This window comes from Synechococcus sp. OH30 (assembly GCF_047462175.1).
Lineage (GTDB): Bacteria > Cyanobacteriota > Cyanobacteriia > Thermostichales > Thermostichaceae > Thermostichus.
The window spans coordinates 19,995-41,141 of the sequence record NZ_JANSIP010000005.1; the positions used below are offsets into that span (position 1 = coordinate 19,995).

The 21,147-nt window shown below is 58.9% G+C and carries 24 protein-coding genes, 1 tRNA gene and 1 pseudogene; 15 read left to right on the top strand and 11 right to left on the bottom strand.

Annotation, left to right across the window (positions count from 1 at the left end; all coding sequences use genetic code 11):
- The first annotated feature begins 52 nt into the window (after positions 1-52).
- Together NW830_RS07125 and NW830_RS07130 are read left to right on the top strand one after the other, a co-directional pair.
- Positions 53-700: an LON peptidase substrate-binding domain-containing protein gene (locus NW830_RS07125; RefSeq protein ID WP_414361493.1), complete on the top strand. Its 648-nt coding sequence runs from the start codon at positions 53-55 to the stop codon at positions 698-700.
- A 44-nt stretch (positions 701-744) separates the two neighbouring features.
- Positions 745-1,932 carry a GNAT family N-acetyltransferase gene (locus tag NW830_RS07130; protein ID WP_414361491.1) on the top strand — a complete coding sequence of 396 codons (1,188 nt, stop codon included), beginning with the start codon at positions 745-747 and terminating at the stop codon, positions 1,930-1,932.
- A gap of 128 nt (positions 1,933-2,060) precedes the next feature.
- Here the strand turns inward: NW830_RS07130 and NW830_RS07135 are convergent, their stop codons facing one another.
- Positions 2,061-2,735, bottom strand: a complete 675-nt coding sequence (locus tag NW830_RS07135) for a response regulator transcription factor (RefSeq protein WP_414361489.1) — start codon at positions 2,733-2,735, stop codon at positions 2,061-2,063.
- 138 nt (positions 2,736-2,873) lie between these two features.
- On the opposite strand from NW830_RS07135, the gene NW830_RS07140 reads away from it, so the two are divergent.
- Together NW830_RS07140 and NW830_RS07145 are read left to right on the top strand one after the other, a co-directional pair.
- Positions 2,874-3,614, top strand: coding sequence for a rhomboid family intramembrane serine protease (locus NW830_RS07140; RefSeq protein ID WP_414361487.1), 741 nt, complete (start codon positions 2,874-2,876; stop codon positions 3,612-3,614).
- 33 nt (positions 3,615-3,647) lie between these two features.
- On the top strand, positions 3,648-4,238 hold the full coding sequence (locus NW830_RS07145; protein WP_414361485.1) for a Uma2 family endonuclease: 591 nt from the start codon (positions 3,648-3,650) through the stop codon (positions 4,236-4,238).
- Positions 4,239-4,287: 49 nt separating this feature from the next.
- On the opposite strand, the gene NW830_RS07150 is transcribed toward NW830_RS07145, so the two are convergent.
- A complete protein-coding gene (locus NW830_RS07150) occupies positions 4,288-5,901 on the bottom strand; it encodes an NAD(P)H-quinone oxidoreductase subunit 4 (protein ID WP_414361483.1) in 1,614 nt (537 codons plus the stop codon).
- Positions 5,902-6,211: 310 nt separating this feature from the next.
- On the opposite strand from NW830_RS07150, the gene NW830_RS07155 reads away from it, so the two are divergent.
- Positions 6,212-7,246 (top strand): adenosine deaminase, encoded by a 1,035-nt coding sequence (locus tag NW830_RS07155; RefSeq protein ID WP_414361481.1) that lies wholly within the window; start codon positions 6,212-6,214, stop codon positions 7,244-7,246.
- A 51-nt stretch (positions 7,247-7,297) separates the two neighbouring features.
- A complete protein-coding gene (gene yidD / locus NW830_RS07160; RefSeq protein WP_414361479.1) occupies positions 7,298-7,612 on the top strand; it encodes a membrane protein insertion efficiency factor YidD in 315 nt (104 codons plus the stop codon).
- A gap of 108 nt (positions 7,613-7,720) precedes the next feature.
- Here yidD and NW830_RS07165 read toward each other — a convergent pair whose 3' ends face one another.
- The gene (locus tag NW830_RS07165) at positions 7,721-8,035 is read right to left on the bottom strand and encodes a hypothetical protein (protein WP_414361477.1); all 315 of its coding nucleotides are present in this window, start codon (positions 8,033-8,035) and stop codon (positions 7,721-7,723) included.
- A gap of 131 nt (positions 8,036-8,166) precedes the next feature.
- Between NW830_RS07165 and lepB the strand changes: the two genes are divergently transcribed.
- Entirely contained in the window at positions 8,167-8,853 is a 687-nt protein-coding gene (lepB, locus tag NW830_RS07170; RefSeq protein WP_414361476.1) for a signal peptidase I, read from the top strand.
- Positions 8,854-8,860: 7 nt separating this feature from the next.
- Here the strand turns inward: lepB and sds are convergent, their stop codons facing one another.
- Entirely contained in the window at positions 8,861-9,832 is a 972-nt protein-coding gene (gene sds, locus NW830_RS07175) for a solanesyl diphosphate synthase (protein ID WP_414361474.1), read from the bottom strand.
- A gap of 113 nt (positions 9,833-9,945) precedes the next feature.
- On the opposite strand from sds, the gene NW830_RS07180 reads away from it, so the two are divergent.
- Positions 9,946-10,341, top strand: coding sequence for a metal-sensing transcriptional repressor (locus NW830_RS07180; RefSeq protein WP_414361472.1), 396 nt, complete (start codon positions 9,946-9,948; stop codon positions 10,339-10,341).
- Here the strand turns inward: NW830_RS07180 and NW830_RS07185 are convergent.
- A complete protein-coding gene (locus tag NW830_RS07185; RefSeq protein WP_414361470.1) occupies positions 10,338-10,835 on the bottom strand; it encodes a DUF533 domain-containing protein in 498 nt (165 codons plus the stop codon). The two genes, NW830_RS07180 and NW830_RS07185, sit on opposite strands and share 4 nt — an antisense overlap.
- Positions 10,836-11,028: 193 nt before the next feature.
- Between NW830_RS07185 and rpsP the strand changes: the two are divergent.
- The 5 genes and pseudogenes from rpsP to cysQ form a co-directional block, all read left to right on the top strand.
- Positions 11,029-11,274: pseudogene (gene rpsP / locus NW830_RS07190) on the top strand (30S ribosomal protein S16); the annotation flags it as partial.
- A gap of 177 nt (positions 11,275-11,451) precedes the next feature.
- Positions 11,452-11,712: a KH domain-containing protein gene (locus NW830_RS07195; RefSeq protein WP_414361468.1), complete on the top strand. Its 261-nt coding sequence runs from the start codon at positions 11,452-11,454 to the stop codon at positions 11,710-11,712.
- On the top strand, positions 11,709-12,812 hold the full coding sequence (locus NW830_RS07200) for an ArsA family ATPase (RefSeq protein WP_414361466.1): 1,104 nt from the start codon (positions 11,709-11,711) through the stop codon (positions 12,810-12,812). Before NW830_RS07195 ends, NW830_RS07200 begins: the two co-directional genes overlap by 4 nt.
- A 50-nt stretch (positions 12,813-12,862) precedes the next feature.
- On the top strand, positions 12,863-13,624 hold the full coding sequence (hisF, locus tag NW830_RS07205; RefSeq protein WP_414361464.1) for an imidazole glycerol phosphate synthase subunit HisF: 762 nt from the start codon (positions 12,863-12,865) through the stop codon (positions 13,622-13,624).
- A 15-nt stretch (positions 13,625-13,639) separates the two neighbouring features.
- Positions 13,640-14,443, top strand: a complete 804-nt coding sequence (gene cysQ, locus NW830_RS07210) for a 3'(2'),5'-bisphosphate nucleotidase CysQ (protein ID WP_414361462.1) — start codon at positions 13,640-13,642, stop codon at positions 14,441-14,443.
- A 12-nt stretch (positions 14,444-14,455) separates the two neighbouring features.
- Here cysQ and NW830_RS07215 read toward each other — a convergent pair whose 3' ends face one another.
- From NW830_RS07215 to NW830_RS07240, 6 genes are all read right to left on the bottom strand, one after another.
- Positions 14,456-14,920, bottom strand: a complete 465-nt coding sequence (locus tag NW830_RS07215) for a pentapeptide repeat-containing protein (protein ID WP_414361460.1) — start codon at positions 14,918-14,920, stop codon at positions 14,456-14,458.
- A 131-nt stretch (positions 14,921-15,051) separates the two neighbouring features.
- The gene (locus NW830_RS07220; protein WP_414361458.1) at positions 15,052-15,825 is read right to left on the bottom strand and encodes a PspA/IM30 family protein; all 774 of its coding nucleotides are present in this window, start codon (positions 15,823-15,825) and stop codon (positions 15,052-15,054) included.
- Between the two features lie 187 nt (positions 15,826-16,012).
- Positions 16,013-16,084 (bottom strand) — tRNA-Val (locus NW830_RS07225).
- A gap of 67 nt (positions 16,085-16,151) precedes the next feature.
- Entirely contained in the window at positions 16,152-16,940 is a 789-nt protein-coding gene (locus NW830_RS07230) for a hypothetical protein (RefSeq protein ID WP_414361457.1), read from the bottom strand.
- A gap of 230 nt (positions 16,941-17,170) precedes the next feature.
- Entirely contained in the window at positions 17,171-18,367 is a 1,197-nt protein-coding gene (locus tag NW830_RS07235) for an LL-diaminopimelate aminotransferase (protein WP_414361455.1), read from the bottom strand.
- A 49-nt stretch (positions 18,368-18,416) separates the two neighbouring features.
- Positions 18,417-19,010, bottom strand: coding sequence for a TolB family protein (locus NW830_RS07240; RefSeq protein WP_414361454.1), 594 nt, complete (start codon positions 19,008-19,010; stop codon positions 18,417-18,419).
- A 285-nt stretch (positions 19,011-19,295) separates the two neighbouring features.
- Here NW830_RS07240 and NW830_RS07245 point away from each other — a divergent pair, with 285 nt between their 5' ends.
- Positions 19,296-20,723: a DUF697 domain-containing protein gene (locus tag NW830_RS07245; RefSeq protein ID WP_414361453.1), complete on the top strand. Its 1,428-nt coding sequence runs from the start codon at positions 19,296-19,298 to the stop codon at positions 20,721-20,723.
- 288 nt (positions 20,724-21,011) lie between these two features.
- Positions 21,012-21,146, top strand: a complete 135-nt coding sequence (locus tag NW830_RS07250) for a hypothetical protein (RefSeq protein WP_414361451.1) — start codon at positions 21,012-21,014, stop codon at positions 21,144-21,146.
- The last annotated feature ends 1 nt before the right edge of the window (position 21,147 follow it).

A 21,147-nucleotide genomic window follows, 5' to 3' on the forward strand; every position in this document is an offset into this window, starting at 1 on the left:
GGCTCTTTTGGGATCGCTAGACTAGATTAGGAGCGCAACCTGCAAAAGCCCTATGCCTTTCTCTTCTGTGGACGTTCGCGAGCTGCCCCTATTTCCCTTGCCAGAGGTGGTGCTGTTTCCGGGCCGTCCCCTGCCGCTGCACATTTTTGAGTACCGCTACCGCATGATGCTCAACACCATCCTGGAGACGGATCGGTGCTTTGGGGTGCTGATGTTCGATCCCCAGAAGGGATCCCCTGTCCAAGTGGGCTGTTGTGCGGAGGTCGTCCAGGTGCAAAGGCTGCCAGACGACCGCATGGATATTTTGACCGTGGGACGGCAGCGCTTCCGCGTGCTGAACTACAGGCGAGAAAAGCCTTTCCGGATTGGATTGGTGGAGTGGATAGAGGACGAGCCCCCTCAGGGCGATCTCCAAGACTTGGTCAATCAGGTTTCTACCCTGCTTCAAGATGTGGTACGCCTCTCCAGCAAACTGATGGAACGGGAGGCAGCGCTGCCGGACCCGTTGCCCACTAACCCTACAGAGCTATCCTACTGGGTTGCCAGTCACTTCCATGGAGCCCCTCGCGAGCAGCAAGCGCTGCTGGAAATGGTTAGCACAGAAGCTCGGCTGTGGCGGGAAGTCGAGATCCTGGAAGCGACCCGCAAGCACCTAGCTGCTCGCACTGCCCTTAAGGACCTCTTTTCCAAGAGTTCTTGAGCTAGCCTCGGAGAGTTGAGGTTGCCAAAAAGCGGAGCAGGTAAATGTCGACGGGCTTGCAAGTGCGCTGGTGCCACGATATCCGCCAGATCCCCGCTTCTGCCTGGCACGCCCTGCAGACGGAGCGCACCTCTCCCTTTTTGGAATACGAGTGGCTGTACAGCTTAGAGGCTTCCGGCTGTGCCAGCCCCAAGACGGGTTGGCTGCCTTGTCACCTCCTGGTGGAGGCAGGGGGGCAACCGATTGCGGCGGCCCCCTTGTATTTGAAAAGTCATAGCCAAGGCGAATTTGTCTTCGACCAGGAGTGGGCTGCGGTTGCCGCCCAACTGGGAGAACGCTACTACCCTAAGCTCATTGGCATGGCTCCTTTTACGCCGGCCACCGGCTATCGCATTCTCGTCCATCCAGACTACTCGGAAGCAGAAGTGTGGCCCTTGATGTTGGCTGCCATCGATCGCTTCTGCCAAGATAACGACATTTCTGTGTTTAGCCTGCTCTATGTGGATTTGGAGTGGCGATCCCAACTAGAAGCTGATGGGTTTACTCCCCGAATTACCCACAATTACCAGTGGCACAATCCTGGCTATCGCTCTTACGAAGATTTTTTAAGCCAGTTCAATGCTAACCAGCGGCGCAATATCAAACGAGAGCGAGCCGCAATGGAAAAAAGTGGCATAGAACTCAAGATCTACACCGGTGAGGAAATTACGCCACGCCTCCTCTCTCTCATGTACGACTTCTATAGCAATACCTGCGCTCAATTTTGGAACTGGAGCAAATACCTTAACCGCCGTTTTTTTGAATCCCTCTATCCTAACTACTGCCAGCGACTGGTGCTAGTAGCCGGGGAGCGAGACTCGCAAGTGATAGGAATGTCTTTCTGTGTTCGCAAAGGGGATCGCCTCTTTGGGCGCTACTGGGGCTGCCGGGAAGAGGTGAAGTTTTTGCACTTTAATGTTTGCTATTACGAGCCCATTGCCCTGGCCATCCGGGAAGGGATCCGCAACTTCGACCCCGGGGCTGGGGGATCCCACAAGATTCGGCGGGGATTTCCAGCCACCCCCGTGTATAGCTACCACCGTTTCTACCGCCCCAGGCTAAAACAGGTTCTGATTCCCTATCTGAACCGCGTCAACCCTCTCATGTTGGCTGAGCTGGAGAGGGTAAATCAAAACGAGGTTCCCTTTCGAGAAGATGTTTTGCCCTCCTTGTCAGCCTTGACCCAGAGATAAGGGGCCCTTTTGGGAAATGGGAAGGGGGCGTATCTAGCTTGTCTTGAGCCCTAGGCTCTTTGCTCCAGCAGCAGGGAAGTTGGGGACAGGCACGCCAGGATCTTAGAGCGCTTGGAAGTCCTCTAGGTTTACCACTGGATAAGCTTTTTCTGAACGGCTGCCATACACAGGGCAACGCGAGCGTTGATTTCATCCTCAGATCCAAAAATATCGAGCTTTTCTTTGAGCCTTTGAATACAGTTTTGTACAGTCTTTTTGCTGGTGTGGATGCGGTCAGCAATAGCCTGGTCGGTGAGGGCCTCCTTGCAGAGCAGGTTCAAGACCTCGATTTCCCGCTCCGTTAGCCTCGTTAGGCCCCGCAACTCTCGCGGCATGCGCAATTCCCCGTTGAGAGCACTTTTGGCTCCTTCCAAAAAGACGCTGCGCCGCTCCATTTTGTTGACGGCGGCAAATCCACCCTGGTGCTTGCTAATTAGGTCCACCAGGGGGGTTAGCAGCAAGGGCTCGCTGGAGTAAACCATCACGTTAAGGGTGGGGTAGTTCTCGAAAATATGGCGCAACAACTCTAGACCTGGCTCAGCAGACTGCTCGCCGCTGCTTTGACCATAGAGCAAGTCGGCCACCACCAAGTCTGGCTGCTCCCGCTGCAACCGCCGGATGGCGTCCATCGGATTGGAAACGGCAATACACTGGGCCTCGGCTGCAATCCGCTGTAGCCACTCGCAATTGTTTTGAGCAACCTCAGGATGATCCTCGACCACCAAAAACTTGAGCGGGGCAGTTCGACTCTCAACTTCAGACATCGATTCCTTCCTTCAGCTCCCCTGCTACACCTTGCAGTCTAGGGATCCTACCAGCAAGCTACCCCAGTGTAGCCTTAAGTTTGGCTGGGAAAGGCATATCCAGCTAGGCTAGAGAGTGATGTCGACCGACCCCTAACCGTGGTACCCCTGCAGGATCGCAACCCAACCACCCGCACCGCCTACGTCACCTACACCCTAGTGCTTATCAATATCCTGGTTTTTGTGTATGAGCTTACCCTATCGCCGCGAGAACTGGTAGTTTTTTTCCGAGAGTGGGCAGTGGTGCCAGCAGAACTGACGGCCAGCTTTCGGGGGGAGGCTATCTCTTCGCTGCGCCCCGAATGGATAACTCTATTTACCTCACAATTTTTGCATGGGGGCTTTCTGCATCTCGGCGGCAACATGCTCTTTTTGTGGGTCTTTGGCAACAATGTTGAGGATTGCCTGGGCCACGTGCGCTACCTCATTTTTTACCTAACTTGTGGAGCCTTGGCCGCCCTAGCCCAGTGGTTTTTCGATATGGAGTCCACCATTCCCTCTCTAGGAGCAAGTGGGGCCATCGCAGGGGTGTTGGGAGCTTATATCTTGCGTTTCCCGCAGGCGGAGATCCTAACTCTGGTACCCCTGGGCATTTTTACCACAACCGTCTACATTCCTGCCTGGGTATTCCTAGGTTTTTGGTTTGTGCAACAGGCGTTTTATGGTATTGCCAGCTTGCAGACTCCTATCAATATTGGCATGGAGGGTGGAGGGATCGCCTACTGGGCCCATGCAGGCGGCTTTGTGTTTGGGGCCATCTTAGGGCCGCTGATGGGTTTGTTTTCCGGCAAGAGCCCCTACGACTACCAAGCCACTCTGCGACAGCGCGACAGAGATTAGATCATTCAGAGGCCAGCTTGATAGGAGCAAATTATGGTCAGTCTGTCTGCCAAGCCCCTAACTCTGGAAGAGTTTCTGCGGCAGCCAGAAACTCAGCCCGCCAGCGAATTCATTGAGGGAGAGATTATCCAGAAGCCCATGCCACAGGGAAAGCACAGCCTACTGCAGGGGGAGCTAACTTCTTTTATCAACGCAAACCTCAAACCCAAACGCCTCGGATGGGCATTTCCAGAATTGCGCTCCACCTTTGCCGGCTATGCAATTGTGCCCGATATCTCTGTCATTGCCTGGGATCGGATCCCTGTGGATGAGGATGGCACCATTCAAAACCTCATACCCTTTTGCCCAGATTGGGTGATCGAGATTCTCTCTCCCGATCAAAATCAAACGAAGCTGGTCAAAAAAATCTTGATTGGCTTGGCCCACGGCTGCCAGATGGGGTGGATCGTAGCTCCCGAAGAAAGGGTCGTTTTCGCCTATCCTGCCGGACAGCAGCCAACAGTGCATGAGGATCCGCAAGAGATTATCCCCGTTCCCGCTTTTGCCCAAACGATCCAACTGACGGTTGGAACGTTGTTTGGCTGGATGCGAGTTCAAGCCAGTGGAGAAAAAAGCCAAGGCTAGCTACGCCAGCGGCGTGTCCTGCCGACGAGCTGCCCCAGCTTCCTTCTCCTCAATTTGGCTCAGGGGTGTAAAGGGCAGGGGCTTGGGCAACTGCTGGACCAGCGGAGGCCAGTTCCTGCCGCAGTAGAGCCACCAGGGCATTGGTGGACTGGTCGTAGAGGCTGGTCACCAGCTTGGGATACAGCCCAATGCCAATGACAGGGATAAGCAAACAGGCAATGATGAACACCTCCCGCGGCTCGGCATCCACCAGTTCTTCGTGGGCGGTGAGCTCTTTGTTTTCTGGCCCAAAGAAAATCTGGCGCAGCATTGACAGCAGGTAGATGGGAGTCAGGATCACCCCGACAGCTGCTAAGAAAACCACCACCAGCCGGAAGGGAAGGGAGTAGGCATCGCTGGTGGCCATGCCGATAAAGACCATCAGCTCAGCCACAAAGCCGCTCATGCCAGGCAGGGCCAGAGAGGCCAGCGAGCAGGCGGTGAACATGGAGAAAATCTTGGGCATCTTCAGGCCAACGCCGCCCATTTCCTCCAGCTCCAGCGTATGGGTGCGGTCGTAGGTGGCCCCCACCAAGAAGAATAGGCTGGCCCCAATTAGCCCGTGGGAGATCATCTGCAGCATGGCGCCGCTCATGCCGGTCTCCGTCAGGGATCCAATCCCGATGAGGACAAAGCCCATGTGGCTAATGGAGGAGTAGGCAATCTTGCGCTTGAGGTTGCGCTGGGCAAAGGAGGTGAGGGCGGCAAAGATAATGTTCACCACCCCCAGCACGATTAAGACCGGCGCAAAGTAGAGATGGGCATCCGGCAGCATGCCGGCGTTCATGCGCATTAGGGCATAGCCCCCCATCTTGAGCAGGATCCCGGCCAGCAACATGTGAACTGGCGCCGTGGCTTCGCCGTGGGCATCGGGCAGCCAGGTGTGCAGGGGGAAAATGGGCAGCTTTACTCCGTAGGCAATCAGGAAGGCCCCGTACAGCAGCACCTGCAAGTTTAGCGGATAGGCCTTATGGGCCAGATCCGTCATGTCAAAGCTGATGGGATCCCCGTAGAAGGCCATGGCCAGGCCCGCCACCAGGATAAACAGCGAGCTGAGGGCAGTGTAGAGAATGAACTTGGTAGCCGCATAGAGGCGGTTATACCCCCCCCAAATAGAGAGGAGCAAATACACCGGGATCAGCTCCAGCTCCCACATTAGGAAGAACAGCAACATGTCCTGCACGGCGAACACCCCAATCTGCCCGCCGTACATGGCCAACATGAGAAAGTAAAATAGGCGCGGCTTGAGGGTAACCGGCCAAGCGGCCAAGATGGCAAGCGTGGTTACAAAAGCTGTGAGCAAAATGAGCGGCATGGAAAGGCCATCTGCCCCCACCGACCAGCTCAAGCCCACCTGCGGCACCCAGGGGTAACGCTCCAGCAATTGCAGCCCGGCCTGAGCGGGGTCGTAGCCGACATAGAAACCCGCTAGCAGAATCAGCAGGTCAGTGACCGCAACAAACAGGGCAAACCAGCGGATCCGCTCTGCCAACTTTTGGGCATAGGCGCGGGTGCTGGGATCCCCGGCCGGCGCCGGGATCAACGGGATAAAGAGAGCAGCTACCACCGGGTAGACGATGACCGTGGTTAGCCAAGGAAACTCGTACAAGCTAGGCAGCGCCATGAAGGGAACCTCGGTTACGCCAAGTTCATATTGGGGAAGGGACGTCAGCTGCAGCAGACCTCCCTCTCTTGGGAGGCCCCTGAGTCTCTTCACTCAACAACCCCCAGGACTATCTTAAGGCGCTTTCCCAGTTGCCCCCCTTTGCTTCTAGCCGGGATCGCTGCTCCAGAAAACTGCATCCCCGGGGAGGGATAACCTCCCTGGCCATGCGCGCTCGTCCCTGGACAAGGCTACCGCCGCTAGAGTAGAAGTAGTTCTTAACAATTCAAGCCAGATCTGTCTCCTGCAGACAGCTAGGAGAGGCTCAAAGATGGCACTGCATGCGGAGTTGCACCGCCACCTGGGCGGCTCAGTTGTTCCTAGGATCCTATGGCGCTATTTGCACCGCCATGGCTCTCCCTTGGCGGAGCGCTTTCCCGACTACGCCGAATTTGAGGAATTTTACACCCGCCCCCGCAACACCCTGGAGGAGTACCTAGAGCTGCACACGCTGGTGGAGCAGGTGCAGACCCTAGAAAGCTTACCCTATTTCATCTACCGCCTCATTCGAGGGGCCTATGTCTTTGAAGACTTGGCCTATCTAGAAATTCGCTACACCCCCTACCTGCGCACGGACCCCAGCCTCGACGAGGCAGATCGCCTCAAGCAAATGCGGCAAGTCATTGAGATAGTGGGGCAGGCCTGCCAGCAGCGAGAATATCCCATCATCACCACGCAGATTGTGTGTTTGCACTCCCGCCTGCCTAGCCACATCAACCGTGCCATGGTTGAGGCAGCCGCTGAGTCGGAGTATGTGAGTGGCATTGACCTGGCCGGCGGAGATAAGGCCTACAGAGAGCGGCTGGACGAGTGGATTGAGCTCTTCAAGTATGCCCTGGCCCGCGGCCTCAAAACTACTGCCCACCTCTATGAGACGCTGGATGGCTGCTATCCAGAGCTGCTGCCCTACGTTCTGCGGATTGGCCATGGTATTCAGATCCCTCTCCACTACCCAGAGCTCCTGCCAGAGCTAGCACGGCGGGGCCAATGTCTGGAAGTTTGCCCTACCACTTACTTGAAGACAGGGACGCTGCCCAGTTTGGAGCCTCTCAAGATTGTCTTCGACCGCTGCTTTGCGGCAGGGGTGGATATTGCTATCTGCACTGACAACGCTGGCCTGCACAATGTGCGCCTGCCGTTTGAGTACGAGAACCTACTGACCCACGACATCATTGATTTTGAGCAGCTCAAGCGTTGTCAGGAGGCGGCTTTTCGCCACGCTTTTGCCTGGCCTTACAAAGAGTACCCAGCCTTGTTGTTGTCAGAGCTCCAGCGGTCGGCATCAGCTTCCTTGGCAGCTTTGTAGACCAGAGTGGGATTGCTTGCTTGACGCCTCCACCCAGGCAGGGGCTTGCTCATGTTGGAACATCTCTTGACCCGTGGCCTGATTGTCCTAATCCGAGGTTACCAGGTGGCCATCTCCCCTCTGCTACCACCTGCCTGTCGCTACTACCCCACCTGCTCCCAATACACCCTGGAAGCGGTGCGGCGCTACGGTGCCATCCGAGGCAGTTGGCTAGGGATCCGCCGCCTCTGCCGCTGTCACCCTTGGCATCCGGGGGGCTACGACCCGGTGCCCGACTTGCCAGGATCCGCATCTGACGAAACCTGTCGCCCCCGCCGAGATTGGTCCACCGTTGGACTCGTAAAGGCGCTGTCAAGACGCCCCTAGACGGTTGCTAGTTCCGCTTACTGACTGGCTTTCGGCACTGTCCGGGGTAGCGGGACGGAGGGTTACCAAGGTACTCTGCTGGGTTTTGCTGGCTCCCCCTTTCTTTTTCTAGCGGGATCCCTCCCGCAACAACACCAAAATGACTCCGGCAATAATGCTGATGGTGGCCCCAGCAATGAGGCTGGTGGCTAGACGTTCTAGCCGTTCTCCGATGCTCTGAGCGGTGTCGAATTTAAAAGTCAGTTTTTCCAGGTCGCCTGACAGTTTCTCGACGCGCTCCGAGAGCTTTTGGGTATCTCCTGCAAGCCGATCGATCCGATCCAGAATCTCCCCTTGTTGTTGGCTGAGGCGAGCTATTGCCTGGCTGTTGGTCTCAGCCAAGCGCTCGAGCCGCTCCAGGCGCTCTTCTGTTGAAATCGTCATGGGGGCTCACAGCAAGGCACCAATTCTATGCTACCCTCCGCTATCCAGTACAAGCTGAAGGGGACGGCCTCCCATTCTGTTGAGCTGGGTGCGATAATCTTGAGAGCGGGCAGTCTTGTGCACTAGCCGCCATGCCGTCCAAAGATCCAACTTCTCCGCCCAAGGCCGAGTCGTCAGCGAGGAAAACCCCTGCCACCTTGGAATCCCGCACCTGGTGGCAGACCCAGCGGGAGAACCTGCTGACAGTAGTGCTGGCGCTCCTGTTGGCCTTTGGCATTCGCACCTTTGTGGCGGAGGCGCGCTGGATCCCCTCGGATTCCATGCTGCCCACCTTGGAAGAAGGGGATCGGCTGGTGGTGGAGAAGGTCAGCTACCGCTTCAGCGCCCCCAGACGCGGCGATATCATTGTCTTCTACCCACCTGCCAAGCTGAACTTCGACGGGGCCTACATCAAGCGGGTGATTGGCCTGCCAGGGGATCGCATTCGCATTGCCGAGGGCAAGGTGATCGTCAACGGCATTCCGCTCCAGGAGAACTACATCTACGCTCCCCCCGACTACTCCTGCCCCGGCGAGCGCTGCCCTGGTGTGCCCAACCAGGGATCTGAATTTGTTGTCCCTCCTAACTCTTACTTTGTCATGGGGGACAACCGCAACGATAGCCAGGACTCACACATCTGGGGCTTTTTGCCGAAAGAAAACATTATCGGCAACACCATCTTTCGCTTTTGGCCACCTCACCGCCTGCGCTTTTTCACCCCGCCCACCTATCCTGAGCTCTCTGCAGCGGCAGCTCAAGCCTCAAGCCTATCCCCGTAGCAACCTCCTAGCAAGGCCGCTCAAGGACATACTCTACCATCTGAAACAAAGCCTGGCGTGCTTCAGAGTCCGGCAGAACCTCCAGGGCCTCGGCCGCCCGTTGGGCATAGTCGCGCGCCAACTGGCGGGAGCGCGGGATCCCCTCACTTTGGTAGACCCACTCCAAGACCTGCTGGAGATCCTGGGGCTCGGCCAGCTCTCGGAGGATGAGCTCCCGCATCTGCGGGAACTCCTCTAGAGCAAACAAAACGGGTGCTGTCAGGTTGCCTTGGATAAGGTCGGATCCCACTGGCTTGCCGAGCCTCTCTGCCGAGGCGGTGAAATCCAGCAGATCGTCTACGATTTGGAAGGCAATGCCCAGGTCGCGGCCGAAGTCAAAGAGGCGATCGGCCACCTCGGGACTAACCCCGCTCAGGAGACCCGCTGCCTTAGCACTGCCAGAAATCAGGGAAGCGGTTTTGTAGAAGGTTTTGGCCAGGTACTCTTCCAGGGATACGTCGGGATCAAAGCGAGAGAGGCTCTGGCGCACCTCTCCCTCTGGCAGGTCCATGATGACCTTGGACAGGAGCTTCACTACCTCCAGATTGTCCAGGTTGGCCAAGTACCAGGCTGCCTGCCCAAACAGGTAATCCCCTGCCAGCACCGCCACCCGGTTATCGAAAAGGGTGTTGACTGTGTTGACGCCGCGCCGCACCGTAGCAGTGTCAATGACGTCGTCGTGCACCAGGCTGGCGGTGTGGATCATCTCGGTAATTTCCGCCAGGCGCCAATGCTGGGGGGTGATCTCCCCATCGGGCGTAGTGGCCCGCGCAATCAGGAGCACAATTGCCGGTCGGATCCCTTTCCCCCCCACTGAAAACAGATGTTCAGCAGCCATGGCCAGAATGGGGTGTTTGGCGCTAACTAGCCGCGCCAAGTTCTGGCGCAAACGCTCTAGATCCGCTTCTACGGGGCCAAAGGGGGAGAGTACAGAGGTCATGAAGCCAAGCAATGAGAGGATTTACAAAATTTCATATCTCCCCTTATTGTAGAGCACCTCCACCTGCTTGGGGAAAGCAAGCGGTATCATGCAGACAGTTCTCTACCTCTTTTATGACCGATCCTATCCCCCCGCTTCAGACTGGCTCTACTCCTCCGCCCCCTGGAGAACCCGATTGGGAGGAGGAGTGGGAACTAGCGCTGGAGCGCCCCCCCCTCTCGGGGCGGGCCCAGCCTCACCGCCACACTCCCCAATCACGGCGCAAGCTCATTCACCGCCTGGCTCGCATTGAGGGGCATGTGCGCGGGATCCGCGCCATGATTGAGGAGGATCAACCCTGCCCGGATGTGCTGCTACAAATTGCCGCCGTCAAGGGAGCCCTGGATCGGCTGGCGCGGCTTATCCTCAACGATCACATCCGCCACTGCATCCGCCATGCCGTTGAGAGCGGTAACCTTGAGGTGGAGCTGGAAGAGTTGCAGCGGGCTCTGGATCACTACCTCAGCTAGGGCATGGCGGCGGTGTTGCTGGCAGGAGTCTGGGCATACCGCTGCAGCAGAGCGGCACTTTTCAGTTGCCACTGCAGGCCCATGAAGGCCCAGTCGAGGAACTCATTGATCTCCTCCTGGCTAAACTGCATGGCCTTGCCGATTGCAAAAATCAGGTCCTCTTCCTTTTCTCCCAGCTCATTGTTGACCACCGCCATCGCTGCCAGATCGCGGAGGATTAAAGCTCCGGCTGCATTGTGTAGAGGGGGAATCTGGCCAATGTCGAGGATTGGGCCCGTCTCCTCCGCCAGGTAGCCCTGAGCGACCTCTTTGTCAATGCCCATTCCTTCAGCAATCCGTAGAAAGAAGTGGGTTTCCTCTTCATCTAGATGGCCGTCCGCGCGGGCTACTGCAATCAGGGCTTTGAGGTAGAGCTGGCGCTGCTCTTCGGTCAAGTCGCTGTAGGTAATCATGGAACTGTGGTTAGCCTTGGGTTTCCTCTTCAACTTTGCCATGAAGATCCTTCTCTGGGCTTGAGTCGGCACTTTTGCTGGTAGGGGAGAAATTGACTAAAATAGAAAACCTGTGTTGATCGACCAGCCGACTCAGCCTCTAGGAAGAGACCTGCAGCAGTGGCGAGGTGGTCGATTTCTGTTTCCTAGACAACTCCACACGGCTTGCGGAGCATCTCCAAGGAGCAGATACCCCATGGTTAAGTTGCGGCTCAAGCGTTTTGGAAAAAAGCACCAACCCAGCTATCGCATCATTGCTATTGACAGTAGGTCTCGCCGAGAAGGTCGCCCGCTGGAGGAGTTGGGCTACTATAACCCACGTACCAAGGAGACGGTTCTGGAGACAGCGGGCCTACTCAAGTGGCTGCGGCGCGGTGCCAAGCCCACGGATACGGTAGACAGCCTCCTTAGAAAGGCTGGCATCTATGAGATGTTGAAGGCCGGTGAGGGTGGGGTGGTGGCCTCGATTCGTATTCCAGCCATTGCCAAGTCTGAAGCCGGGCTCCCTCCCGAGGAATCTGGCGAGAGGGCAGAGCAGGCAGAGGAAACACCTCAGCCTGAGGAGGCCACTGAGGTCTAGGTTCAGCTACGCTGGCGGTTAGGTTGAGTTTTGCCTCCCATGCCAGATTACGAGACCCTTGCCCATCTTTTGATTGAGCCGCTCCTTAGCAGCGGCCCCCTGCAGACAGATGTGGAAACCACCTGTGGAGGACGCAAGGTCTGGTTGCGGCTAGCCTTTGATCCCAAAGATCGCGGTCGGGTGTTGGGGCGAGGTGGGCGTACCTTGCAGGCCATTCGGCAGGTGATGACAGCGGCAGCCCAGTTGGCAGGGCAATCGCTGTACATCGACATCTACGGCGAGTCAGGAGAGCGAGAATGAGCCAGATCCTGACCTTCTTGGGGAAGGGGGGTACAGGCCGAAGCACTCTAGCTGTGGCCGTGGCGCGGGCAGCAGCCCAGCAGGGGCGGCGGGTGCTGCTAGTGGGCCATCAGGCGGGGCCGGGGTTGGAGATGCTTCTAGGTGGGATCCCACTTTCTGGCGAGCCGGTAACCATTGCTGCCAATTTGGACGTAGTGCAGCTGCGCACAACCCAGCTTCTGGAGCGGTACTGGACGGCGGCCAAAGAGCTGGGAGCTCAATACCTGCGCACTCCCCTTTTCCAAGAGATCTACGGGCAAGAGCTGGGGGTGTTGCCAGGGATGGATCAGGCTCTGGCTCTGGAAGCCCTGCGCCGCTACGAGGCCAGCGGTCAATACGACTGCATCCTCTACGATGGCCCAGGGGATCTGACCACCTTGCGGGCTTTTGGCATCCCGGAGGTGGCCAGTTGGTACTGGCGGCGAGCTTCCCAGGCTTTCCTCCAATCCGATTTGGCCAAAACTCTCCTTCCCTTCGTCGAGCCGCTGCTACGCTCTGTAACAACACTGGAGTTCTCGTCCTTAGAGGATTTGCTAACTCGCCTGGGGGGGATGACTAACCTCTTCGAAGAGGGGCGCCGTGCTCTTGCCAATCCGCGCCGCGTGTTGGCCCACTTGGTAACCACCCCGGATCCGATGGCCGTGCAGACTGCTCGCTACCTCTGGGGCAGTGCCCAAATGGTGGGACTGACAGTGGCTGGCCTCTGGGTCATGCCGCTGGTTCCTGGAGAGGTGTCGGCGGCTGAGTTTTCTCCTCTGCCGGTGCGCACCCTGCCGCGGCGCCAGGGATCTGACTGGTCAGCGTTGGAGGAAGCGGTAAGTGGGATCTTTGCCGTGCCCGAAGTGCCGCCGCCAGTAGCCATCGACGAGGGATCCGGCACTGTGAAGCTGTTTCTTCCCGGCTTTAGCAAGGCCCAAATCGAGCTGAGCCAATCTGGGCCAGAACTGACCATCACTGCCGGGGATCAGCGGCGCAACTTGTGCTTGCCCCCCACCCTGGCAGGCCGGCAGGTAAGCGGAGCCAAGTTTCAGGAGCCCTTCTTGATCATCAGCTTTGCCTAGAGATCCCGATTGCTAGTGGCAGCCGCGGGGCAGAGTTCTAGAGAGGGGGCATGTTGGCCAAGCGGATCATTCCCTGTTTGGATGTGGCGGCGGGGCGGGTGGTCAAAGGGATCCAGTTTGCGCAGCTGCGCGATGCCGGCGATCCGGTGGAACTGGCCCAGGCCTACGACCGGGCAGGAGCCGATGAATTGGTCTTCTTGGACATTACTGCCACTCACGAGGAGCGGGGGATCTTGCTGGAGGTAGTGCAGCGCACAGCAGAGCAGGTGTTTATCCCCCTCACGGTGGGAGGCGGGATCCGGGATGTGGAAGGTATCCGGCAACTGTTGCGGGCCGGGGCCGACAAGGTGAGCCTCAACTCGGCGGCGGTTCGGGATCCAGATCTCGTTACCCAAGCCAGCCGCCGCTTTGGCTCCCAGTGCATCGTGGTGGCCATTGACGCCCGTGCTAAACCCCAAGGGGGGGGATGGGAGGTGTATGTGCGCGGTGGGCGGGAGCCAACAGGGCTGGACGCGGTGGAGTGGGCCAAGACAGTTGCCGAGCGCGGGGCAGGGGAGATCTTGCTCACCAGCATGGACACCGACGGCACCCAAGCTGGCTACGACCTGGAGCTGACGCGGCGGGTGGTCGAGGCAGTGCCGGTGCCAGTGATTGCCTCAGGAGGAGCAGGAGGGTGTGCCCACATCCGCCAAGCTCTCCAAGAGGGGGGGGCAGAAGCAGCCCTGTTGGCTTCGCTGCTCCACTACGGCCAGCTGACGATTGAGCAGATCAAAGCTGACTTGGCTGCCCACGGTATTCCGGTGCGTCGCTAGCTTTGGGAGGGATCTGTGCAGACTCCAGAGCTGGCCGCTCTCCTACCCAAGGTGTGCCGCCTGGCAGAAGCAGCAGGGCAGGCCATCTTGCTCTTTTATCGGCAAGGATCGCTGCAGGTCGAACGCAAAGCAGATGCCTCCCCCCTAACTGAGGCGGATCTGGCTGCCCACCGCCTAATCTTGCAGGGCCTGCAAGATCTGACCCCTGCGATCCCCGTGCTGTCGGAAGAATCCGGCGGCATTCCCTACGGAGAGCGCCACCAGTGGCAACGGTTCTGGTTGGTGGATCCCCTAGATGGCACGCGCGAGTTTCTCGAAGGCAGCGGCCAGTTTACTGTCAACATTGCCCTTGTCGAGGCAGGGATCCCCATCTTAGGCGTCGTCCATGCCCCAGCGCTGGGTCTTACCTACAGGACTGCGCGAGGGCTGGGGGCCTACAAAGGCGATGAACCCATCCGCGCCCACCCGCCCGCCCAGCCGCCTTTGCGGGTGGTGGCTAGCCGCTCCCACAGAGACGCGGAAACAGAGCGGTTTCTGGAGCGGCTGCAACGGCGCTACGGTTCTCTCGAAGTCAAGTCCGTGGGCAGCGCCCTCAAGTTTTGCCTGGTGGCCGAGGGATCCGCCCACCTCTACCCCCGCTTTGGCCCAACCCTGGAGTGGGATACGGCTGCTGCCCACTGCCTTGTCGAGCAGGCCGGGGGAAGTGTCACAGATCTGAAGGGGGAGCCCTTGCGCTACAACAAGCCGGACTTGCACAACCCACCCTTCATGGTGGCAGCTGCGGGCGCAGCCTACCTGTGGCAAGACCTGCTCCCCTGAGGCAAACGGTAGCTACATCCCCATTTCAACAGGGTTGAACCCCTCCGGAAACTTGGTGTACTCGTCGTAGAGGGCGCCGCGAAAGCGGGTGTTGGTGATGACGGCTCCGCGCAGATCGGCGCCAAGGCGCAGATCGGCCCGACTGAGATCGGCCTCGCTGAGATCGGCTCTGAGCAACTTGGCTCGGTAGAGGTTGGCCCCCCGCAGATCGGCCTTGACCAGCTTGGCCCCGATGAGGTTCACCCGCCGCAGCTTGGCTCCGCGCAGGTCAGCCCCTGAGAGATCCGCCCCTGACAAATCTGCCTCGCGCAGGTCCGCCCCACTTAAGTCTGCCTCCCGCAGGATGATCCCCCTCAAGCTGACACCACTCAACTGAGCCCCGCTCAGGTTGGTTCTAGAAAAATCCCGCTGGCCAGAGGCATAAGCCTGCAACAGTTGCTTGGCATCCAGGAGAGGCTTGATACTCGCTGTTGTCATTGCTGCTTGGTCTCTTGCAAAAACGTAGGACGGCTATGCTAGCCCCGCTAGAGGCAGACCAATGGACCCTTGGCCTAGCTTACTACATCTCCTGGCTTGGGAAAGCCCAACCCCCCTCAGAGGAGGAGTCTTCAAAGCTGATCAATTTCGCGGCGCAGACTTTCTAGCTCTGCATCTACCTTGCTCTCGCTAGTGGCAGCAGATGGCTCTCGAGGCAGAGCCTTCTGCTCTCCGGCGGTCAATTGGCCCTGTATTGCTGCCTTCAGCATCCTCAGCTCGTGATCCACATCCGCTCCACCTGCTTCTAGGGCAGCAAACTGCTGTTCCAAGTTGTCTACTGCCAGCTCCGCCACTGCCGCTGATTGGGCTTCCAGGGCGTTTACCTTCTCTTCCATCCGCTCGAAGGCAGCAAAGGCGCTAGTGGCGTCCACCCGTCCAATGACCTGGTTAATTTGCTGGGAAGCCTTGGCCGCCCGGGCCCGCGCAATGAGCATATCCTTCTTGGTCTTGGCCTCGGCAATCTTGCTCTCTAGCTTGGTCATGTTGGTTTTCAGGAGCTCTACCTGCCTGGTTTGCTCATCCAACTGCCGTTTTAGACTTTGGGCGGTTTCGGCAAAGGTTTTCTTGCGCACTAGCGCTTCCCGGGCCAGCGCCTCGTTGTTGTTGCGCAAAGCCAACTCGGCGCGCCTGTGCCACTCCTCCACGCTTTGCTGCGCCTGCTCATACTGCCGCTCCAGGCGCTTCTGGGCAGCAATGGCCTGGGCAACTGCCTGCCGCATTTGGTAGTGATCCTCGGCCATGTCCTGAATGGTTTGGTTCAGGATCTTCTCTGGATCTTCGGCGGCGTTGATCAACGCGTTGAGGTTGGCTCTAATGATTCGGCTGACCCGCTCGAACAATCCCATTGGTCGTTTCCCCCTGTTGCAGTTTGACCTAATGCTACCCTTGCCACTCCGGTGCCTTCCAGGGTCTCTACTCCAGTATAGGGATCCCTAAGCCAGAGAGAACTCTGCCTCTGGGGAGTAGCGGGCCCTTGAGAGCCCGCGGCACCTCCGGATCCCATCCCTGCGGCCTTTACTAGCTGGCTGGTGCTGGGCTGTGCTGGAATCGAACCAGCGGCTCCCACCGTGTCAAGGTGGTACTCTACCTCTGAGTTAACAGCCCTAGTGCCTAAAAGGCAGTAACTAATCATATCACCGAAAAAGGCGGCGCGGAAGCCCTGTGGGGGAGTTTACAGGCGCCAGTTGGCGGACTTGATCACGTTGCGAAAGTCGTGGATCACTGCTTCGCAGCGGCGAAAAAAAGCCAGTACCCAGTCCTGCAGCACCTTTTGCTGAGATTCGTCCAGCTCCTTGAGGGTGCCCCGGTAGTGGATTTGGCCGCTGCGCTCGATCTCGAACTGGTTGAGCCACTCGGCTAGGGATCCCTGGCGTTCTACCACTTCCTGCCGCGCTGCCTTCCAGTAGTTGACGATCACTGCCTTGCCCAAATAGCCGCTCGTGATCTGGCAGAGGCGATTGAGAGATTGCACGAAGACATCCATCTGCAGGCGGCTGCCTGTCGCTGCTGGCTGGGTTGCCTCCTCCTTTGCTGTGGGCTTGCCTTCTGCCAGGGTGGAGCTGGGTTGGGTAGGGTTCCGGACGGCCTCCGCCTGGCTGGTCAACAGGCGCAAGGTGGCCAGGCCCTTCGGCGTATCCTGTTGCAGCTCGGCTCGCAGGCGGTTAACGGCCAAGGTGTAAACCGGCATCACCAGCTCGTCATTGACCGCCACCAGCAACACCCACTCCGGCCCTAAGGGGTAGACAAAGACCCGTTGCTCGGCAAACTGAAAGTCAAAGTAGTCAAGGCCTGGGGGCATGGTTTCCAAAACCTGAAACAGCCCTTCGACAAGGGCTTGCTGCTGCCGGCTGTCCAAGTTTTGAAAAGAGCGATAGAAAAAAGGGCGGCCTGTCCGACTCAGGAGCGCCACCCCCATCACCCCCCGGATGGACAAAAAACTCTCGAGCGTTTCCTTCTCCATGCCCCTCAGGAGCCAACTCGGCCAACACAACTCCTATCCTGGCTCAGATTACCCGACACCGGCTGGCTACAGCCCATGACTCCTGTCTTTGCCAATCCTTGCCCAGTACAGGGCTTTCCGGCACTCTGACGCAGCGACCCCCTCGTCTGCAAAAACCTGATGAAACTGGAAAAAGCTGCGGCAAGGAAACCACAGCTGTTGCTAGCTAACGCTGTTGCGAACCTGCAGCTCTAGCTCCCCTCTCCTAGAGAGCACTGGGACAAAAACTCCCCAATCCGTCCTATCGCCTCCTCCAGCCGGGATCCGTCCACCACCAGTGCAAAGCGCACATAGCCTTCGCCCCTGGAACCAAAGCCAGAGCCCGGCGACAGGGCAACGCCGGTAGTCCTCACCAAGTCCAGACAAAACTGGGCCGAGGATCCCCGATAAAACTCGGGCAAAGGCGCCCACAGGTACATGGTGGCCTCCGGTAGGGGCACGGGCCAGCCGATGCGGTGCAGAGCGGCCACCGCCAGATCTCGCCGCTCGCGGTACACCTGCCGCCAGTGATCCAAGAAGCTATCGGGAGCCGCCAAGGCCGCCGCTGCCCCCCGCAGAATGCCCTGGTACTGATGGAAGTCAATGGTGGACTTCACCAGGCGCAAAGCTTGGATCAGCTCGCGGCTGCCGATGGCATAGGCCACCCGGAACCCACCCATGTGGTAGGACTTGGAGAGGGAAAAGAACTCGATGGTGCGGGTCTTGTCGGGATCCGCCTGCAGCGCCGAAGGGGCCACCTGGCCGTCAAAACGCCAGTCCACGTAGGGGAAGTCATGGGCCAGGAGGATGTCGTGCTGCTGACAAAACTGCAGCGTCTCCTGCCAAAACTCCGGGGTGACGGTGGCGGTGGTGGGGTTGTGGGGGTAGCTCAGCACCAAGAGGCGGGCCCGGCGACAGATCTCTGCTGGGATCTCGTCCCACTGGGGCAGGAAACGGTTTTCCACCCGTAGAGGCAAGTAGTAAGGGATCCCGCCCGCTAGATGGATCCCACCCACATGGGAGGGGTAGCCAGGGTCGGTAACCAAGGCAATATCCCCGGGGTTGAGCAGGGCCAGCGGTAGAAGGGCTGTGCCCTGCTGGGATCCAATCAAGGGCAGCACCTCCGTTTCGGGGTCAATGGCTAGGCCGAACTTCCTCTGGTACCACTGGGCACAGGCAGCGCGGAACTCAGCGGTATCGTGAAACAGGGTGTAGCCATAGGTGGAGGGATCTGCCAGGGCCCTCTGAATGGCTGCCAGCGCTTCCGGAGGCGGGGGCAGATCCGAGGATCCCAGAGACAGGTCGATAACATCTACGCCCCGGCGCCGCGCCTCCCACTTGGCCTGGTCTAGCTGGTCGAAGACATTGGAGCGCAGCGGCTCAAGGCGTTGGGCAAAGGTAGCGAGCATGCGACAAATCCAGAGGGGCTAGGGCGGCAATCCAAGCAGCGGGCTCTCTTCAGGGATTACTGGGATTGTTGCCGGCAGGGGAGGAGCTGGGGGCAGAGGGCCGCGTGGCCGCTGCCGGGCCGCGGTCAAAGATCTCGATGTGCCACTGTCCTCGACCGTTACTCTCAAAGGCAATAAAGCGGCCATCGCCGCTAATGGTGGGGTTGCGCACATCCCCTGGCACCCGGCTGCTGATGTTCTCAACCCGACGGGTTTCGCGGTCGTAGAGAAAGATCTCCGATTTGCCCAGCGCATTGGACACGTAAACGATGTAGCGGCCATCGGCACTGATGTCGGGCGAGCTGGCAGCCACGTCGCTGGAATTAAGCCCGGGCAAGTCCACCAGCCGCCGCTCCACCATGTCGTAGAGAAAAATATCCTGACTGCCGCTGCGGGCTGAGGAAAACACTAGGTAGCGACCATCCCCACTCAAAGCAGGCTCCCCATCGGGGAAAATGCTGTTGAGCCCGCTGTTGCTCAAGCTAGGAGGTGGGGTACGAAAGCCTGGGGGGCTACAGCCCAACAGCACTAAGCCCAAGCTGACCAGGCCTACCCTTTCCAACCCCCTGGCTCGGCTGAACCCAATCCAGCCCTTGGTCAGCATAGTATCGCTTTCCCAACCCCTTTTTTCCATCATACCTGGTTGACCAATTCCGGCCAGGCTAAGGTTGGTTCAGAACCCCCCAGCAGTGGAGGTTGGCTGCAGCCGGTTTGGAAGCGGGTACCCTTACCGTTGAGCAGGTGTGGGAGGAGAGCTGGGCTGCAGCCAGGATTTCTGGGGCCGCGCCGTTTAGTTGCCTTGAGCTCGGCTTTTCTGCATCGTTGGTATTGTTGATTGTTGAATCTGCCTCTTTTGGGTTGTTCTCCGCTACCACTGGGCGCTACGGCTATGGCTCGCCGCAACACTCTGCAAGACGATCTCCATTACCAACAAGCCAAGCGCAGCCTGCGCCAGTGGGTGGCCCAACTGGATCTGCGCCCCCAAGAGATCGCGGGCCTAGAAAGGGAGCTGGAGAACTTGCAAGCGCTCTTGGACAAGTTGGAAACTGAGGTGATCCACATCGCTGCCTTCGGCCTGGTGGGGCGAGGCAAGTCCTCTCTGCTCAATGCTCTCCTAGGGGAGCCGGTCTTCCAGACAGGGCCTACCCATGGCACCACCCGCACCCAGCAAACGGCAGCTTGGAACATCAGTTGGGAAACTCGTCCCCACTCCTCCTCTGGCAAGGCCCTGCAGGGATCCCACCTGCCGCCGGCCTCAGTGCAGTCAGTTCAGGTTAGCCACTGGCAGGGATCGCGTCTGGAGCTGATCGACACCCCCGGTCTGGATGAAGTAGACGGCCAAGAGCGGGCGCAGCTGGCCCAGGAGGTGGCCCAGCGGGCGGATCTCATCCTCTTTGTGGTCTGCGGGGATCTGACGCGGGTGGAGTTTGAGGCCCTAGCGACTCTGCGGGAGGCAGGCAAGCCCCTGCTGCTGGTGTTCAACAAAATTGACCAGTACCCAGAGGCGGATCGCCAGGCCATCTACGACAAGATCCGCAACGAACGGGTGCGGCAGCTTCTTTCCCCTGACGAGATTGTCCTGGTGGCAGCCTCGCCGCGCGTGCCACGCCTGGTGCAGAAGCCAGATGGCAGCTTTGGCGTGGAGATGGAGATCGGTCCCCCCCAAGTCGATGCCCTACGCCTGAAAATCCTAGAGGTCTTGCATCGGGAAGGGCGCTCCCTGCTAGCTCTCAATGCCCTCCTCTTTGCCGACCGCGTCAACCAGAAAGTCATCGAGCGCAAGCTGCAAAGCCGCGCCCACCAAGCCCAAGATCTCATTGCCGCCGCCGCCCGCACCAAGGCTCTGGCCGTCGCCCTCAACCCCATCACTCTCCTCGATACCCTGGGGGGGCTGGCTTTGGATATTGCCCTCATCCTGCGCCTGGCCCGCCTCTACGGCTGGCCCATGAGCACCGCCGGAGCCACACAACTGCTGCAAAAGATTGTCCTCAGCATGCTCAGCCTGGGAGCAGGAGAATGGGTGGCGCTGCTGGGGCTGGGATCCCTGAAAACCCTGCTGGGGGGATCCCTGCCCTTTAGCGGGGGATTCTCCCTAGGGGCCTACGGTTCGGTAGCCCTGACGCAGGCGGTCTTGGCCGGTTTTTCCTGCTACGCTCTCGGCGAGGCGGCCCGTCGCTACCTGGCCCAGGGAGCCAGTTGGGGACCGGAGGGGCCCAGGACGGTCATCGCCCAGATCTTGGCCGATTTGGACGAGGCCTCCATTACTGCCCGGCTTCGTGAAGAGATCTGCGCCAAAATTGGTTTGGCGCTGCTGTAAGAGCCCCTTGCTCCAGTCTTGGCATCCTCACCCTGCCCCCTCTCTACGACGTGGCCCGCTACCTGGGATCCGCCACATCTAGAAGCAAGACCAACCGCAGCTAGAAAAAGACGGCATCGACGCCCAGGGCAGCTTCCTGGTGGGAGGGCAGAGCCGCAGCCTTGATTATCTCCAGTCGGGAATTGCCTTCAAGAGACACAGCAAGCCCATCTTGGACCCACCCTCTCCTACGCACTGGAGGAGGCGGCCCAATGGGCCCTGAAGTCCAACCCCCCTCGACTTGGTCGGGTGCCGGCCAATTCGCTCAAAGTCACCCACCGCCTCTGCCTGGCCAAAATGGGCACGCTGTGGGAGAGCGCCCTCCAACAGGCCTTTGACGGGGATTCCACCGTTCTACCTGTTTGGGAGGAGCTGATTGACTAAG

What these genes read in the sequence shown, in the direction of transcription:
- NW830_RS07125 (WP_414361493.1), top strand. Translation starts at nt 53, where the DNA reads ATGCCTTTCTCTTCTGTGGACGTTCGCGAGCTGCCCCTATTTCCCTTG.
- NW830_RS07130 (WP_414361491.1), top strand. Translation starts at nt 745, where the DNA reads ATGTCGACGGGCTTGCAAGTGCGCTGGTGCCACGATATCCGCCAGATC.
- NW830_RS07135 (WP_414361489.1), bottom strand. Translation starts at nt 2,735, where the DNA reads ATGTCTGAAGTTGAGAGTCGAACTGCCCCGCTCAAGTTTTTGGTGGTC.
- NW830_RS07145 (WP_414361485.1), top strand. Translation starts at nt 3,648, where the DNA reads ATGGTCAGTCTGTCTGCCAAGCCCCTAACTCTGGAAGAGTTTCTGCGG.
- NW830_RS07150 (WP_414361483.1), bottom strand. Translation starts at nt 5,901, where the DNA reads ATGGCGCTGCCTAGCTTGTACGAGTTTCCTTGGCTAACCACGGTCATC.
- NW830_RS07155 (WP_414361481.1), top strand. Translation starts at nt 6,212, where the DNA reads ATGGCACTGCATGCGGAGTTGCACCGCCACCTGGGCGGCTCAGTTGTT.
- yidD (WP_414361479.1), top strand. Translation starts at nt 7,298, where the DNA reads ATGTTGGAACATCTCTTGACCCGTGGCCTGATTGTCCTAATCCGAGGT.
- NW830_RS07165 (WP_414361477.1), bottom strand. Translation starts at nt 8,035, where the DNA reads ATGACGATTTCAACAGAAGAGCGCCTGGAGCGGCTCGAGCGCTTGGCT.
- lepB (WP_414361476.1), top strand. Translation starts at nt 8,167, where the DNA reads ATGCCGTCCAAAGATCCAACTTCTCCGCCCAAGGCCGAGTCGTCAGCG.
- sds (WP_414361474.1), bottom strand. Translation starts at nt 9,832, where the DNA reads ATGACCTCTGTACTCTCCCCCTTTGGCCCCGTAGAAGCGGATCTAGAG.
- NW830_RS07180 (WP_414361472.1), top strand. Translation starts at nt 9,946, where the DNA reads ATGACCGATCCTATCCCCCCGCTTCAGACTGGCTCTACTCCTCCGCCC.
- NW830_RS07185 (WP_414361470.1), bottom strand. Translation starts at nt 10,835, where the DNA reads ATGGCAAAGTTGAAGAGGAAACCCAAGGCTAACCACAGTTCCATGATT.
- NW830_RS07195 (WP_414361468.1), top strand. Translation starts at nt 11,452, where the DNA reads ATGCCAGATTACGAGACCCTTGCCCATCTTTTGATTGAGCCGCTCCTT.
- NW830_RS07200 (WP_414361466.1), top strand. Translation starts at nt 11,709, where the DNA reads ATGAGCCAGATCCTGACCTTCTTGGGGAAGGGGGGTACAGGCCGAAGC.
- hisF (WP_414361464.1), top strand. Translation starts at nt 12,863, where the DNA reads ATGTTGGCCAAGCGGATCATTCCCTGTTTGGATGTGGCGGCGGGGCGG.
- NW830_RS07215 (WP_414361460.1), bottom strand. Translation starts at nt 14,920, where the DNA reads ATGACAACAGCGAGTATCAAGCCTCTCCTGGATGCCAAGCAACTGTTG.
- NW830_RS07220 (WP_414361458.1), bottom strand. Translation starts at nt 15,825, where the DNA reads ATGGGATTGTTCGAGCGGGTCAGCCGAATCATTAGAGCCAACCTCAAC.
- NW830_RS07230 (WP_414361457.1), bottom strand. Translation starts at nt 16,940, where the DNA reads ATGGAGAAGGAAACGCTCGAGAGTTTTTTGTCCATCCGGGGGGTGATG.
- NW830_RS07235 (WP_414361455.1), bottom strand. Translation starts at nt 18,367, where the DNA reads ATGCTCGCTACCTTTGCCCAACGCCTTGAGCCGCTGCGCTCCAATGTC.
- NW830_RS07240 (WP_414361454.1), bottom strand. Translation starts at nt 19,010, where the DNA reads ATGCTGACCAAGGGCTGGATTGGGTTCAGCCGAGCCAGGGGGTTGGAA.
- NW830_RS07245 (WP_414361453.1), top strand. Translation starts at nt 19,296, where the DNA reads ATGGCTCGCCGCAACACTCTGCAAGACGATCTCCATTACCAACAAGCC.